Origin of the sequence: Neobacillus muris, from assembly GCF_943193175.1 — a bacterium.
Lineage (GTDB): Bacteria > Bacillota > Bacilli > Bacillales > Cytobacillaceae > Neobacillus > Neobacillus muris.
Map to the genome: position 1 here is coordinate 12,081 of NZ_CALPDF010000014.1, position 15,372 is coordinate 27,452.

Consider the following 15,372-nt stretch of genomic DNA (forward strand, 5'->3'; position numbering starts at 1 on the left):
CTGTTGAATAGGTACTTTTTATATTTAGTATTAATTAATATGTTTATCAATGCAATTATCTTTGTTCCCTCCATTTTGATCAAGTATAGCTTTGATGGGGCAGTTGCCTCAGTCCTGCTGTCCATTCCATATGGTGTCCTTATGACCTTTCTTTACAGCAAAGCCATTACAAAGTATCCGGAAAAAGGTCTTCCTGAGATATTGGCTAATACCACGAAATGGATGAAGATTCTGCATATATGGTTTATTCAGCTGGCCTTTTTCACAGCAGGCTTGATTACGCTGCTTGGCTTTTTGGATATTATCAGCCGGTTTGTGAATCCTGAGGAACCGAGACTTATTCTTTTAGTCATGTATTTGGCTGCCATTTTTCTTGTCATAGGCATGCCAACACAAAGAGTTATGTATTTTGCAGAAATTGTTCTGTTTTTTAGCATACCATTTCTTGGGTTCATTATATTTAAAGCCTTCTCTAGTAAGGATTTAAGCTGGGATTCTATTTGGGAAGTAACGACCCATGTTTTTGACTGGCCAAGTTTAAAAGCCTTTGCTGCATCTAGTTATGTTTTTTCAGGCTATATAAATCTCATTATCTTTAATCGTGTTATAAAAGGGAAATTGAAAATCTGGAATTATGTTTTTGTTTTTATCGTAGGCATTCTTAATTTGTTTACCACCTTTTTGATCCCGATTGGCTACCATGGGGCTGATGGGGCAAAGGAATACCTATTTCCATGGATTTCCACCGCCGATTCTTTAAGGCTCGTTTATAGTCCCGTAGAACGGGTGATTTTCCTTTTCATTATGCTATATATGGGGGTCACCCTAATCAGCGTTTCTGTTCATTGGCATGTTGCTCTGGAATTAGTAAAAAGCACGTTTAATGAAAAAGCAAAAGAAAAAAAGAAGTGGCTGGTTTTAATGGCTATTGCCATTTGCTCGGCCATTATGGTGCAACAAATTAACACTCTGCAATTAAATCAACTAACCGAATATTGGATGATTCTAAGACTAGCGGTTGAACCGATATATGTTTTGTCCTTCTATTTCTGGGCTGGGAGGAAGATATCGTGATTTTTTCAAGAAAGCGTCATTGGTTCATCCTCATCCTATCTGCTTCGCTCATTTTAAATGGATGCGGATATAAAGACATCGATAAACGTTTTTTTGTCCTTGCCATTGGAATTGACCCTGCGAAGCACAGCACAAAGCGGTATCTTGTGAGCTTAAAGATGGCGATTACTAGGGCCTCAAGAGAAAAGCCTACTGATACAATCATCGTATCTGCTGAAGCTGATTCAATGGGGGAGGCTGTGAGAACGATTAAAACCAAGGTAGAAAGGGAATTGGATTTCAGTCATGCAAAGGTTATTATTCTAGTGGATAAGGTGGCAAAAAGCGGCGGCAATAGCGGGATTATTTACTGGTTTACCAGAAGGAGGGATATACAGGAAGTTGCCTGGGTGGCAATCGGAAAACCTAGTGCCGTTCGTATCCTCCATATTATGCCAAAATCAGAACGGCTCCCAACCAACTCCTTGCTTTTGGCGCTCGGGGAAGATGGATCTGAGACCCCATATATAATACCAGTGTATTTATTTGAACTTAAAAAGCGGCTAATTGAAAGGGGACTAGACCCCCTATTGCCAATCATTGAAGTGGAAGGAAAAAATTTGTTTCAGATTAACTCGGCAGGTGTCGGGAATAAAAGCAAAATAAAACTAATTCTAAGCCAGGAAGAAACGAAAATGGTAAACTACATGTTAAACATGGAGAGCAAGAGTGCCCAATGGGTAGAAAGAGGCAAAGTAAAGTATATTATAGATACTCAAAAAGTGAAGACTGACTACAAAATCATTACACCTAAAGGAAAGAAGCCTTATATTCTGATGAAGGTGTCTCTAAAAGGGAGGCTGGAAGAGACGAGCCGTCGGATTACAAATGGGGAACTATCTAAATACGAAGAAACAGCTGAAAAACAATTGAGCAATGAAATGAAAGCCGTGTTAATTAAGCTCCAAAAAGCAAACTTGGACCCTCTTGGATTTGGGCTGAGGTACCGAGCCCGTCATTTGAATAAGGATGATTGGGAAAAATGGAAAAAAATATACCCAACTTTAGACTTTAAGGTGAAAGCTAAAGTACAAATCTCAGATACAGGATTGATTGAATAACAGGGGACCTGCCCTTTAGAACACATTCCCACACTTTTTAGGAGGATTGTGCCCATGCTCCAGGTCAGGTCCCATTTTTTGGCATATTTGATAAACTAAACTTGCAGTTCCGATTGCTTATTCCGCATTGCTTGTGGAATATAGACGCAGAACGGTTCACTTTCCATATAGTCACCTGTTACTGCATAGGTTCTTGAACGTGAACCTCCACAAATTTTATTGTACTCACAAACTCCGCATTTGCCTTTATAGTTATCGGGCTGGCGCAAATCTTTGAATACTTTTGCGTGGCGATAGATTTCAGCAAGTTGTTTTTCGCGAACATTGCCTCCAGATATAGGGAGCAATCCGCTTGGCAATACGTCTCCAATATGGGAGATAAAGGCAAAACCATTTCCATCATTGACGCCCTTTGGAGCCCGTTTTAATCCATCATGCATGGAGGCAAAATCGGTGGTAATGGTGTCTTCATAATGAATTTCACCTTTTTCTATTAATTGGTCCCGCATTTTTTCCTGTAAAACAACCCGGCGATAGTGCTGAGCGGCTGTCGTTTTGATATCGTACGGAGCGGTTTGGCTAAGTTTATATAACCAGCGGAACACTTTTTCATGTTCAGCAGGGGAGATACAAGCGTCCAGCTGGCCGCGTCCGGTAGGAACAAGCAAGAAAATGTACCACATAACTGCGCCAAGTTCAGCTACCAGCTTAGACATTGCTTCAAGGGAATCATAATTATAACGTGAAATAACGGTGTTGATTTGCAGCGGCATTTCCAATTCATTTAAGTATTTGATTTTTTCTACCGTGAGATCAAATGAACCGGGTGTTCCCCTGAAATGATCGTGGATTTCAGGAGTTGGGCCATCAAGGCTGAAACCCCAGCGGGAAAGCCCCACTTCCTTAAACCGCTTCATTTTTTCGATGGTAACGTTGGCTGTCGCGCTGGGTGTCATAGAAACACGCATGCCTTTTTTTATTGCATAATCTGCCAAGTCATAGAGATCTTCACGCATCATGCAGTCCCCGCCAGTAAAAACCAGCATCGGATTATCCATTTCATAAATTTGGTCAATAAGATTGATGCCTTCCTCATGGGTTAATTCACGCGGATCAGCCGTAAGCTGGGCATCAGCCCGGCAATGCACGCACTTCAACTGGCAGGCTCTTGTCACTTCCCAGATAACAATAAATGGGTTTTCATCGTAATTAATGGTTTTTCCCAGTCCATGGGGATGTCCTTTTCCGATTCCTTGCATGTTCATCACCAAATTCATTTTTATTTTTAAACGTTTATAAAAGGTTCTAGATTAATTATAATTTTGGAAGTGTGGCTGTGAATGAAAGGTTTGTTACAATATTTCTACAATAAGACCAGCCTTGGATTCAATTGAGGGGAAATTTTTTATAAAATTGAAAAAATTTTTAGTTTATCAAATAATGGTTTCCGTTTATACTTAAAGGTATGGTTCAAATTTTCGTCTTCCCCTCGGTTCGCTGATTTGGGGTAAAGCTTTGGAGGGTCCCATGTTACATTCCAGCTTATTTAAAGAAGTCTTTTTCCAATCACGGATCCCTCAGTTGATTGGTAAAAGTGATTTTTCTTTCGTACAATATAATCCCGCTTTTTGCGAATTTACAGGCTATACAGTAGAGGAGTTAGCATCAATGCCCATGGCGTCCATCTCCCATCCAGATGATCAGGTTTTAGATGAAAAGCTATTCTCTGAAATATTAAACGGGGAAAGAAATCAGTATCAACTTGAGAAAAGGTATATACATAAATCAGGGATGATGAAAACGGGGATTCTGACGGTATCCCGAGTATGGGATCCATATACAGGAGAAGAGTTCTTACTTGGGCAAATCCTGGATATTACGGAAAAGAAACAAATGGAAGCTGTGATGAATCATCGTGAAAATAAATACCGATTATTAGCTGAGCATTCCTCTGATATGATCATTCTCCACCATGTGGATTTTTCCTTTTTATATGTTTCTCCATCTGTTAAGACGGTTTTAGGCTATGAGCCCGAAGAGTTGATCGGTAAAAATCCGTTTGATCTTATTCATCCTGATGATGTAACCGCTATTTTCCCTCAACTCCAAGAATTGACTTCTGAGAATAACTCTATGTTATTTACCTACCGTGGCCGGAAAAAAGATGGATCATACCGATGGCTCGAATCTACCATTAAAGTTTTATTTGATTCCGAAACAGGAGAATTACGGGAAATTATCTCGGTTTCCCGTGATATACAGCATCGCTTGGAAACACAGGAAAGATTAAGGAAATCGGAAAAGCTGGCTGTTGTAGGACAAATGGCAGCAGCTGTTGCTCATGAAATTAGGAACCCGTTAACACCTATAAAGGGTTTCCTGCAGCTGTTCCATTTGGAAAAGGAAATGAATCCGGCATATTTACCAATTATTTTAGATGAATTGCAGCGGGTCGAAGGAATCATTTCGGAATTCCTATCGATTGCCAAGCCATATTCCAATAAGGCGCACTTTGTTGACGTGAATAACCTCTTGGAACAAGTGATTAAGCTTATGCATACGGAAGCGGTAATGAAGAAAAAGAATATTTATTTATACACCAATCCTTCTATTCCCTTAATTCAGGGAGATCCCAATTCTTTAAAGCAAGTGTTTGCCAATGTGATTCAAAATGCTCTTGACGCGATTAGCGAGAGAGGGCATGTGGAAGTATGGATCATTCAGGAGCAGGCAGGGGTCCTAATTAGAATAAATGACAATGGCTGCGGAATTCCACAAGAGCGTTTAAAAAAACTTGGGGAGCCATTTTATTCCACAAAAGAGAAGGGAACGGGACTTGGACTAATGACCAGTTTTCGGATCATAGAGAGTCATAATGGCAGGATTACCATCGATAGCGAACTAGGTGCAGGAACGAACGTCTCGATATGGCTCCCGGTGCTGCCCTAACCTCACAGAGTTAAAGAGCTCTTTGAATCGTAAAATCCGGTTTTGATTCAATGGGGATGAACTCTTTAAAAAAGCTTTTTAGAATCAGCCATTTAGCAGGGTATGAAAAAATAAAATCTTCCATCACTTTTGGTGAATAGTGAATAAAACAATCGAGCCATACTGGGTCCTTTTTTAAATCATATAAAAGGGCATGAAGAATCGTATAATGTTCTTTTAGCTGAAGGGGATTCAGCTTGATAATTTCAATATTTTGACCAGATATATATTGCTTGATCGATTGTTCCTGAAGGGTTATGCTCTCCTCGATGGAAAGACCATTTAAACGGATTCGCTCATTAATGAAATAAATTCCTTTCATTTGCCTCTTCCTCTCAAAACATTTAGTAATGTTATTGACAGTTGGAGAGAGAAGTATACTTTTCATTACTCATTTAGGACAAAAAAAATGCCCCGGCCTGATAGCCAGGTACATAAACAATATATTTAAAAGGGGGCGGAGGTTAAAAGGGTTCTTTTTGGAACCTGAAATAATCATACCGGGAGATTATGAACAAATTATGAATAGTTCATTAATAGAATAAGAAACTTTTAAACATGGGGGAAGGGAATGAAAGACTACCATTGCTGTGCTACTTGCAAAAACTTTCTGGCCGAAAGAAAAAACGGCCAAATGGTATACTACTGCAAGCGTTTAGGCTACCAAACCAAAACCGCCTATAAATTCAATTGCTGGGACCCAAGAGAAGACATACAAAAACGGCTGGGAAAGAGTCCCCCAACGCGTTAAAGCATTACTAGAGCGGGGGACAGTCCCCAAGTCTCTTCATTGGTTTTTTAATTGGAAGTAGGTATCTAGTACTCGCCGGCCGATTTTTAGGCTGGCTTTGTTTTCATTGTCGCCTTGGTAAGCCCAAGGGACTAATACGGCCATGGCTACCTCTGGATGGTCGCTTGGGGCATAGCTTACAAGGCTTAGGTTGATAACTGGCGGGGGTTCTTTATATTGATTTCGCATCGGCCCATCATAAAAGGCTTCTGCAGTTCCCGTTTTTCCTGCAGGTGCATACTTCACATTTGGAAAAGAATTATAGGCGGTCCCCCCAGGTTCCTGCATAACCTTCCTAAAACCGATTTTTACTTGATTCAGCCAATCCTTCTTGACATCAATGGTGTTTAGAACAGTTGGGTTTATCGCCCGAACAACAGGTCCAAGCTCATCCGAACGGCTGGCAGCACTTCTGATTTCTTTAACAATATGAGGTTTCATGCGATAGCCGCCATTGGCAATGGTGGAAATATACTGGGCCAGCTGCATGGCTGAATAGGTATCATATTGGCCGATCGCCAAATCAAGTAGGTGGCCGGGAAGTCTGCTCGCCCCTTTATATCCAAATTGTTCGTTGGGCAAATCAATGCCTGTCCTGGTCCCTAAACCAAACGAAGCAAAGTGATTGCGAATATCTTCAAATGCATTTTTATTCATTAACGTTAAAGGTTTATCATATTCATATTTACCTCTTCCGATTCGGATGGCGGTGTGGAACATATACACATTGGAAGATTTTTTTAATGCCTCAATATCATTTAATCTGCCTAAGTAGGCATAAGATTTTTTTAATGGAGTGTCTTTTATTTTAATGCCGGCATCATCCAAAACAGTGCCAGGTGAAATAGCACCTGTTTTAAAGCCGGTTAGAATGGTTGCCCCTTTAACAGCAGAACCAACATTGTAGGTAGTGGTAAATGTCCCAAGGGCATCATCCTGCATTTCTTCTTCTCCAGCTAGAGGATCTTTGACTATTTTTTTTCCAGTCATTGCTAGGATTTCTCCCGTATTGGGTTCCATGAGCACAACATAAGCACGGTCCGTTAAGGCTGTGCCTGGCAGTTTTTTTAAAGCCCAAAGTTCCTCTTCAACGATTTTGTCCACCGCTTTTTGTAACTCCATGTCAATAGTTAACACCAAATCCTTGCCTGTTTTCCCGTCGGTTATAGGAAGAGTTTCGAGGATCATCCCTGTTTTATCGGTAACATTTTTCACCTTCGATTTTTGGCCGCGCAGCACTTCTTCATATTGCAGCTCCAACTGGCTTTTGCCCACACGGTCATTTCGGCTATAGCCTCTTGCTAAAAAGTACTCCAATTGGTCTGCCGGCAAGCCTTCCTTTGAATTGGTCACTTTGCCTAGGACAGAACGCAATGTCAAGCCAAATGGATAGGACCGATCCCAATCGGTTGTGGTATCAACACCCGGGAGAAATTGCAGGTTTTCACTCACGGCTGCGATTTCCTCGTCCGAAACTCCTTCATTTTTGACAATTTGCGAAGTGAACTTATAGCCGCTGTTAAAATCTTTATATATAGAAAGCACTTCAAGATCCTGTACGGTTATTTCAGCCAGTTCTTTGCTGCTGACCCGTTCTAATTTAAGCGCATATAAATCAATGTCTGTCAGCCTTTTGGATTCATATAAAGCTTTTTCTTTCTTGGTAATTTTGGCTTCTGCACGTTCTGGATTTTTTAATATCCAATAATCACGCTTGTCCCGTTCCGTGACCTTATCTGTGCCATTCTCAATAAGGCTGGCCAATTTTTCAGCGGTCTGCATCATCTGTCTGGAACTGAATCCTTCATTTGTAAAGGTAATTGCGTTTTTGGGGACATTATCGACCATCACCTTTAAGTTCCGGTCATACATTTTTCCTCTGGGAACGGGATTAGTCACCGTAATGGTTTCCTTTCGTTCTAAGTCCCGTTTAAAGTTCTCCCCATATACAATTTGAACAAACCCAAGTCGTAAAATAAGTATCGAAAACAGAAAAAAGACGCTGAAAAAAAGGATATTCAAGCGAAATGGAAAGTGGGACTTCGGCTTATTCTGTTTCTGGTTGTCCAATTATGTCACATCCTTACCTGGCAAATCATCATTATTTAGTATGTTTAAAAATTCATTTGTTACTACTTTAGAATGAAATTTCATGAAAATTTTGTAAAAAACAGTATTCTTTTAAACTTGCATTGACAATAAATAAAAATAATTATATAGTGTAAGTAATTAAATATTACCTTTTTAAAGGGGAGTAGCTGCTACAATAAAGTCGTCATTCCGAGGATGCAATCCTCCGGCTTTATTGGCAACATGGACGTTGTTAGCAAGACCTTTACTTTACTGTAAAGGTCTTTTTGATGTTTTTTAGGCCTATACTGTAAAAAGTAAAGGCCTATTTTTATGGGCACTAGGAATATTTGATACTCATATTCTTTGGAGGAGGAACCAGAAATGGAGTTATCTATCTTAATGGAATACGGATGGGTGTTAATAATCTTGGTGGCACTGGAAGGGCTGTTAGCAGCTGATAATGCATTGGTTCTCGCAATTATTGTGAAGGGTCTGCCAGAAGAAAAAAGAAAAAAGGCGTTATTCTATGGATTGGCCGGAGCATTTGTGTTTCGTTTTGCATCTTTATTTGCCATTTCCTATTTAGTCGATGTATGGCAGGTTCAAGCAATTGGCGCTATCTATCTGCTATATATGTCCATTAACCATATTATCCGTAAAACAGCAAAAGGAAAAACGCAAGAAATGGTGAAAACAAAAGATCCTCGTAAGACTGGAGGTTTTTGGAGCACTGTTTTAAAAGTAGAATTAGCGGACATGGCTTTTGCGGTGGATTCCATTTTAGCTGCAGTGGCGATGTCAGTAGTTCTGCCTCAAACCCCGCTGCCAGACATTGGCGGGCTTGACGGCGGCAAATTTTTAGTGATCTTCGCTGGCGGAGTAATTGGATTAGTGATTATGAGGTTTGCCGCTAACTTATTTGTGAAACTGCTTGAACAGCGGCCCGGTTTGGAAATTGCCGCTTTTGCGATTGTCGGCTGGGTCGGGGTCAAATTGGCGATATATACACTGTCACATCCGCAATTAACGATATTAAGTGAGGCGTTTGCCCATTCAACCGAGTGGAAAATTATCTTTTATGCAGTATTGGCAGGTCTTGCCGCAACAGGCTGGTTCTTTTCAAAGGGTCGGAAAACCAAATCCAGCCATCAGGAGCAAAAATCGGCTAAACAAGCAAATTAGATTTCATAAAGGGGATGATCATGCTATCATCCCCTAAAGTATGAACCAGGCAATCAGGTATAATAATAATGATTGGCATCTACTTTTATGTTAACTGGCTGAAAGGAAATTTACATGAGATTAAGATTATACCTAACCATTGCATTTGTATTAAGCGTTGTATGTTTAATTGGTTTTAGTTTGCTTGCCTTGCAGATTAGCGGGAATAGTCTGCTTCATTTTGACAGGCAAATGATTTCGTTTATTCAAGGATTTGAAACCCCATGGCTTACAAGTTTGATGAAGTTTTTTAGTTTTATTGGCTCGGTTCCAGTTGTTATTTTACTTTGTTTGCTTTGCATGTACATTTTATATAAATTGCTGCACCATTACTCAGAGCTGCTTCTGTTTATTTCAGTCGCAATAGGTTCTGCCGTTTTAAATCTAATGTTGAAGCTCATTTTTCATCGGGCACGTCCAGACCTTCACCAGTTGGTTGAAATTTCAGGCTACAGTTTTCCAAGCGGCCATGCGATGAACGCATTTACGGTATATGGAATATTTGCATTTCTAATGTGGAGGCATTTATACACAAAATGGGGGAGAATATGGCTGATAATAGCAAGTACATGGATGATCTTATTGATCGGCCTCAGCCGAATTTATTTAGGGGTACACTATCCAACGGACATTATCGGAGGTTATCTTGCCAGTGGAGTTTGGGTTACAGCGGCCATTTTATTTTTCCAATACTACAAGGAAAAGCGGTATAATAAAAACTATAAGCTAGGCGGGTGATTGGAAAAATAACTGCTTTGCAAAATTGGAGTGATACATATTATAAGAAACAGTATTCCTAACCTATTTACCTTGAGTAATTTATTTTTCGGATTCTTATCTGTCATGTACTCCGCACAAGGAGATTATAAAAATGCAGCGATTCTTATCCTAATTGGGATGATGCTCGACAGTATGGATGGAAGGATGGCAAGAATGCTGCGCGTCCAAAGTGAGCTGGGAAAAGAATTGGATTCCCTTGCTGATATTGTGACATTTGGAGTGGCGCCGGCCATGATGGCTTATTATTCTTATTTTTCGATTTATGGATTATGGGGAATGGCCTTATCCGGCCTCTTTCCGTTATTTGGGGCTTACCGATTGGCGAGGTTTAATATAAATGCTGTTAAGTCATCTCTTAAGTATTTCACTGGTGTGCCAATCACAGCGGGTGGAGGGATCCTGACCTTATTAACCTTGTTTCAAGGAAAGATGCCAAGCATATTGCTGCCGATCGCTTTTTTCGCCATTTGTTTTTTGATGGTCAGCACAATAAAAATTCCAAGTTTAAAAGAAATTCCGCTTCCAAAGTATGGAATCATTATAACAGCGTTTTTAGGATGTGCCATTTTCCTTTTTTATAAAAAGGAGCAATATCGGTTTCCTTATTTTCTTTACATTGCCATTCCGCTTTATTTTGCTTATATAAGTTATCAGCTGGTAAGAAGGCGCAGGAGAATAAACAGAAAATAAAAAGGGTATTGGGCTCAAGTTTGAGCCCAATACCCTTTTTTTTACATCCCAAATGACATAACCCAGATTGAACCGGCAACCGCAACAACTGCGACTAAGAAGCCGGAGATGACGTTGATGGTGTTAGCCGTTCCATCCTCTCCCTCATTCATATGCATGAACATATATAGCTGCAGTGCTGCCTGGATGACCGCTAATGAACCAATCAACCAGATAATCGTTGTAAACGGAAGAGAGGTTTTTAATGCCACTCCAAGTGCTCCAAAGGTGAGAACCAATGACATAATAAACCCGATCACATGAGTTACAGGAAAGCCGTTCTTATGTTTTTCCATATTATCTCACCATCCCTGCTAAATAAACAAATGTGAAAATAAAGATCCAAACAACATCCAGGAAGTGCCAGTAAAGGCCAATAATAAAGGTCTTGCGGGCAGTGACTGGAGTTAATCCCCGCCTCAGTATTTGGATGATCACCATGACTGCCCAGCCAATTCCCATGCTGACATGTAGTCCGTGCGTCCCCAAAAGGGTAAAGAAGCTAGATAACCAGGCACTAGTCTGCATCGTTGCCCCTTCATGTACATAATGGACGAATTCAGTAATCTCCATAAATACAAATCCAGCACCAAGCAACAATGTGATAATAAACCAAAGCAATAAGCCGTTCTTATTGTTTCGGCGCATTTCATAGATGGCCAGACCGCATGTAAAACTACTGGTTAACAGAAGGATGGTCTCAATCATCACATCTTTAATTTCAAAAAGATCCTTCGGAGTAGGTCCGCCGGCAAAGCGGGCATTTAATACCGAATAGACAGCAAACAATGTTCCAAACAGGATAATTTCTGCTCCTAAGAAAACCCAGAATCCTAGAATATTCAACCGATTTTGTTCTGTTTGGTATTCAAGCGGCAAAGCTGTATTCGCATTAGCCGACATGATTCTTCACCCCTTTTCCACCACTTGAGCGCCATGATTTTTCGGTTTCTTTAATTTCATCAACCGTCACATGATAACCGTCATCATAATCAAAGGATCGGATAATCAGCCCGATGATGATTCCGACAGCAGCGACAAGAGCTGCAATTTTCCATTCAAAGACTAAGAAGAACCCAGTAATTCCGAAGATTACTCCCATATAAAATGGCAGTCCGGAATTGCTTGGCATATGAATCTCTTTAATTTCATCATCACTAAGGGTTAAACCTTCGTTATGTTTTTTCATATGCCAGAATGCATCAAGTGTTTTGACCTCTGGCACCTTGGCGAAATTATAGAATGGGGCAGGGGAAGCTGTTGCCCATTCCAGAGTTCTCGCATTCCAGGGGTCGTTTGAAATATTCCGGTCTGCATGTCTGGCACTCCAATAGATGTTATAACAAAAAGCGGCAAAACCTACTGCCAAAATAGCCGCACCAATGGCTGAAACTAAGAATAACGGGGCAAACCCAGATTCCGCTGAATAGGTATAAGAACGTCTTACGGCACCATCTAGTCCCAGGAAGAACATTGGCATGAACGTAACGTTAAAGCCAATTGTAAATAACCAGAAATGGATTTTTCCCAGCTTTTCATTCAGCATATGGCCAAACATTTTTGGCCACCAGTAATAAAGGCCGGCAAAGACTGCAAAGACAACACCAGGGATTAACGTATAGTGGAAGTGAGCCACTAAGAATAACGTATTATGATACTGGTAATCGGCAGCGCTCATCGCCAGCATTACCCCTGTAATTCCTCCAATGAGGAAGCATGGGATAAAGGCAAGAGCCCAAAGCATCGCCGTTGAGAATTCAATTCGGCCTTTTCTCATAGTGAAAAGCCAGTTAAACATTTTAACCCCGGTAGGAATCGCAATCATCATGGTTGTAATCGAGAACACGGAGTTAACCGCAGGTCCTGCCCCCATTGTAAAGAAGTGGTGAACCCAAACAAGCATACTTAAAAAGGCAATCCCGACAACAGAGAATACCATCGATTTATAGCCGAACAACATTTTTCTTGAGAATGTGGCAATAACTTCTGAAAACATCCCAAAGGCAGGAAGTACCACAATGTAAACTTCAGGGTGTCCCCATAACCAGAACAAGTTGACCCACATCATATCCATTCCTCCGCCGCTGAGCGTAAAGAAGTGGGTACCGAAGATCCGGTCTAATGTCATTAAAGCGAGTGCAACTGTGAAAATAGGGAAGGCGGAAACGATTATGACTGATGCAATGAAAGAAGTCCAAGTAAACATTGGCATTTTCATTAGAGTCATGCCTTTTGCACGCATTTTTAAGATAGTAACAATAAAGTTAATACCGCTTATCAGTGTACCGATACCGGCAATCTGGATCGCCACTGCATAGTAGTTATTCCCGATTCCAGGAGTAAACTCTTTACCAGCAAGAGGGAAGTAGGCAGTCCAGCCAGCATCAGGAGATCCGCCAATAACGAAAGAAATGTTAAATAGCATCGCACCGCTGAAGAACAGCCAGAAGCTCAAGGCGTTCAATTGCGGAAAAGCGACGTCACGCGCACCGATTTGCAGAGGAATCACATAGTTCATGATCCCAATCAAAAGCGGCATTGCTGCAAACAAAATCATTATGACACCATGAGTAGTGAAAACCTCGTTATAGTGCTGTGCATCCAAAAAATTCATTTCCGGGCGGGAAGTTTGAGCCTTCATCATTAGCCCATCAACACCGCCACGGAAAAACATTAAAACGCCGGCAAGGATATACATAATCCCAATACGTTTATGGTCAACAGTGGTAATCCATTCGCGCCAAAGCCACTGCCATTTTTTTAGGTAGGTAAGCAGTGCCACGATACCAATTACCACAAGAACGATCGCAATTTGAGAGCCTAATATTAATGGATTTCCGACGATAAAAAAATCACGCCAATTAATGTCCATCTTGCTCACCTCCATCAGTCTTTTCATCCATGTCCATATCCTCCGTGTTTGAGGACTTGTCAGTGGATTCTTCATCTTCAAAAATTTTGCCTTTTACACCATGAACTTCGTAAAGTTCAGGATTTGTGTAAGTTCCAGAATTCATTTTGCCGTGGTCAACCCATTGCAAATGTGTACCAACATAAGTTTCGCGGCCTAAGTGGGTAGGCTTGAGCAAACTTAAATATTTTTTTTCCGTCAATTTAGGAGCTGTATCTTTTACTTCATTGACCCATTTTTCAAAGTCTTCAGGAGTTTTTGCTTCGACTGTGAACTCCATATCGGCATAGCCTCGGCCGTTAAAGTTCGTGTTTCTTCCTAAAAACTCACCAGGCTGGTCTGCAGTCAGATACATTTCTGTTTCCATTTTATTCATCGTATATTTTTGGCCGCCTAGAGCAGGTACCCAGAAGGATTGCATTGTGCCAGCAGAGGTCAATTTAAACTGAACTGGTGTGCCGGCTGGAATATTCACATAGTTGACTGTTTCAATTCCTTGTTCGGGATAGCTGAAAATCCATTTCCAGTCTGCAGATGTAACATTTATCACAATAGGTTCCTTGTCGGCATACTCCTCAGGAGGCTTTTCAAGGCTGTAAACCGTTGTAACGGTTGGAATGGTTAACGCGATAACTATAACAATCGGAATCGCAGTCCAAATCATTTCCAGTTTGGTGCTGCCATGTTCTTCAGGCGGTTCGTAGCCCTCATTTTCCGGCCGCGCACGATATTTCCATATCACATAGGCAAATAAACCGAAAACAACGACAACGATAAGTGCCATAAAAACTAGCGACCAGTTAATTAAATCCAAGATATCCCTGGCAGCAGGGCCCTTAGGATCAAAGACCACTAATTTGCCGTCACAGCCGCTCAACAATGAAACGGGCAAAAGTGAAAGCAATGGAATAAACCATCGTTTTTTAAACATTTTTTACTAAATCTCCTCTCCATTATCATGTATTCAACAGGACAATTCGATGTGAATATATTCACAATCTTTTGTACACTTAGCCAAAAACCTAAAGCCTTTTGGCTGCCAAATTTGTAATCATTGTTTGTTTAGAATAATTACTGATATGGTTTTTTCATAAAATTATATTACCAAGATGTCTGTGATGTTTATATAGGTTTTTGAACAAATTTGTGACAAATTTGTTAAGGTTTTAAATACCTTTTCAAGTATTATTTTGGAAATAAACTTTTGGATGCTGTCAAAAGGTTAATTTAATCAGATTTATTTGCAATAGATGAGCGATTTTACTATAGTAATGAAGTAATAGTAATGAATTTTTGAAAGAGGAGTTTTCAATTATGAAGGTAAAAATTAACCGCAATGCGGCAAAGGCATTAAAGAAAATGCTGGAAGCAGAAGAAGCGCAAGGAAAAATGTTCCGCGTATATGTGACAAATATCCATGGAGATCATGCCCACTATGATCTGATGCTTGATACACCAACGGAAAATGATGAAGTGGTGAAATCAGATAAAGATATCGATTTTATTTTAGAAAAAGGCGACCGCTATTTAGATGGCGTTTGGATCCAATATTTCCAGGTTCCACAGGAAGAATGGGTGATTACAAACCCTGCCATGGGCGGTCATCACCATCACCACTAGAAGCAAAGTGAAGCTGGCCCAAATTGGGTCAGTTTTTTATGCTATTTGGTAAAAATTCGAAATGCTTGAAAAAATAGGGGGATGTT

The 15,372-nt window shown here is 40.5% G+C and carries 14 protein-coding genes; 7 read left to right on the top strand and 7 right to left on the bottom strand.

The window, feature by feature from the left end:
- Nucleotides 1-3 precede the first annotated feature (3 nt).
- Both NFS43_RS11470 and NFS43_RS11475 read left to right on the top strand, forming a co-directional pair.
- A complete protein-coding gene (locus NFS43_RS11470; protein ID WP_251551807.1) occupies nt 4-1,074 on the top strand; it encodes a GerAB/ArcD/ProY family transporter in 1,071 nt (356 codons plus the stop codon).
- The gene (locus tag NFS43_RS11475) at nt 1,071-2,174 is read left to right on the top strand and encodes a Ger(x)C family spore germination protein (protein ID WP_251551808.1); all 1,104 of its coding nucleotides are present in this window, start codon (nt 1,071-1,073) and stop codon (nt 2,172-2,174) included. Before NFS43_RS11470 ends, NFS43_RS11475 begins: the two co-directional genes overlap by 4 nt.
- A gap of 95 nt (nt 2,175-2,269) precedes the next feature.
- Here NFS43_RS11475 and NFS43_RS11480 read toward each other — a convergent pair whose 3' ends face one another.
- Complete coding sequence (locus NFS43_RS11480) at nt 2,270-3,439, bottom strand: TIGR04053 family radical SAM/SPASM domain-containing protein (RefSeq protein ID WP_420910327.1); 1,170 nt, start codon at nt 3,437-3,439, stop codon at nt 2,270-2,272.
- A gap of 262 nt (nt 3,440-3,701) precedes the next feature.
- Between NFS43_RS11480 and NFS43_RS11485 the strand changes: the two genes are divergently transcribed.
- Nucleotides 3,702-5,123 carry a PAS domain-containing sensor histidine kinase gene (locus NFS43_RS11485; protein ID WP_251551809.1) on the top strand — a complete coding sequence of 474 codons (1,422 nt, stop codon included), beginning with the start codon at nt 3,702-3,704 and terminating at the stop codon, nt 5,121-5,123.
- A gap of 10 nt (nt 5,124-5,133) precedes the next feature.
- Here the strand turns inward: NFS43_RS11485 and NFS43_RS11490 are convergent, their stop codons facing one another.
- Nucleotides 5,134-5,484 carry a hypothetical protein gene (locus tag NFS43_RS11490; RefSeq protein ID WP_251551810.1) on the bottom strand — a complete coding sequence of 117 codons (351 nt, stop codon included), beginning with the start codon at nt 5,482-5,484 and terminating at the stop codon, nt 5,134-5,136.
- A gap of 465 nt (nt 5,485-5,949) precedes the next feature.
- Complete coding sequence (locus tag NFS43_RS11500; RefSeq protein WP_251551812.1) at nt 5,950-8,022, bottom strand: peptidoglycan D,D-transpeptidase FtsI family protein; 2,073 nt, start codon at nt 8,020-8,022, stop codon at nt 5,950-5,952.
- Nucleotides 8,023-8,406: 384 nt separating this feature from the next.
- Between NFS43_RS11500 and NFS43_RS11505 the strand changes: the two genes are divergently transcribed.
- From NFS43_RS11505 to pssA, 3 genes are all read left to right on the top strand, one after another.
- Nucleotides 8,407-9,207 carry a TerC family protein gene (locus tag NFS43_RS11505; RefSeq protein ID WP_251551813.1) on the top strand — a complete coding sequence of 267 codons (801 nt, stop codon included), beginning with the start codon at nt 8,407-8,409 and terminating at the stop codon, nt 9,205-9,207.
- A 114-nt stretch (nt 9,208-9,321) separates the two neighbouring features.
- Complete coding sequence (locus NFS43_RS11510; protein WP_251551814.1) at nt 9,322-9,984, top strand: phosphatase PAP2 family protein; 663 nt, start codon at nt 9,322-9,324, stop codon at nt 9,982-9,984.
- Between the two features lie 30 nt (nt 9,985-10,014).
- On the top strand, nt 10,015-10,716 hold the full coding sequence (gene pssA / locus NFS43_RS11515) for a CDP-diacylglycerol--serine O-phosphatidyltransferase (RefSeq protein WP_277613939.1): 702 nt from the start codon (nt 10,015-10,017) through the stop codon (nt 10,714-10,716).
- Between the two features lie 41 nt (nt 10,717-10,757).
- On the opposite strand, the gene qoxD is transcribed toward pssA, so the two are convergent.
- From qoxD to qoxA, 4 genes are read right to left on the bottom strand one after another with little or no spacing between them, the layout of a single operon-like run.
- Nucleotides 10,758-11,051, bottom strand: coding sequence for a cytochrome aa3 quinol oxidase subunit IV (gene qoxD / locus NFS43_RS11520; protein ID WP_251551816.1), 294 nt, complete (start codon nt 11,049-11,051; stop codon nt 10,758-10,760).
- Between the two features lies 1 nt (nt 11,052).
- Nucleotides 11,053-11,658, bottom strand: a complete 606-nt coding sequence (qoxC, locus tag NFS43_RS11525) for a cytochrome aa3 quinol oxidase subunit III (RefSeq protein ID WP_251551817.1) — start codon at nt 11,656-11,658, stop codon at nt 11,053-11,055.
- The gene (gene qoxB, locus NFS43_RS11530; RefSeq protein ID WP_251551818.1) at nt 11,648-13,627 is read right to left on the bottom strand and encodes a cytochrome aa3 quinol oxidase subunit I; all 1,980 of its coding nucleotides are present in this window, start codon (nt 13,625-13,627) and stop codon (nt 11,648-11,650) included. Before qoxB ends, qoxC begins: the two co-directional genes overlap by 11 nt.
- The gene (gene qoxA / locus NFS43_RS11535; protein WP_251551819.1) at nt 13,617-14,597 is read right to left on the bottom strand and encodes a cytochrome aa3 quinol oxidase subunit II; all 981 of its coding nucleotides are present in this window, start codon (nt 14,595-14,597) and stop codon (nt 13,617-13,619) included. Before qoxA ends, qoxB begins: the two co-directional genes overlap by 11 nt.
- A gap of 383 nt (nt 14,598-14,980) precedes the next feature.
- On the opposite strand from qoxA, the gene NFS43_RS11540 reads away from it, so the two are divergent.
- Nucleotides 14,981-15,286, top strand: a complete 306-nt coding sequence (locus tag NFS43_RS11540; protein ID WP_251551820.1) for an iron-sulfur cluster assembly accessory protein — start codon at nt 14,981-14,983, stop codon at nt 15,284-15,286.
- The last annotated feature ends 86 nt before the right edge of the window (nt 15,287-15,372 follow it).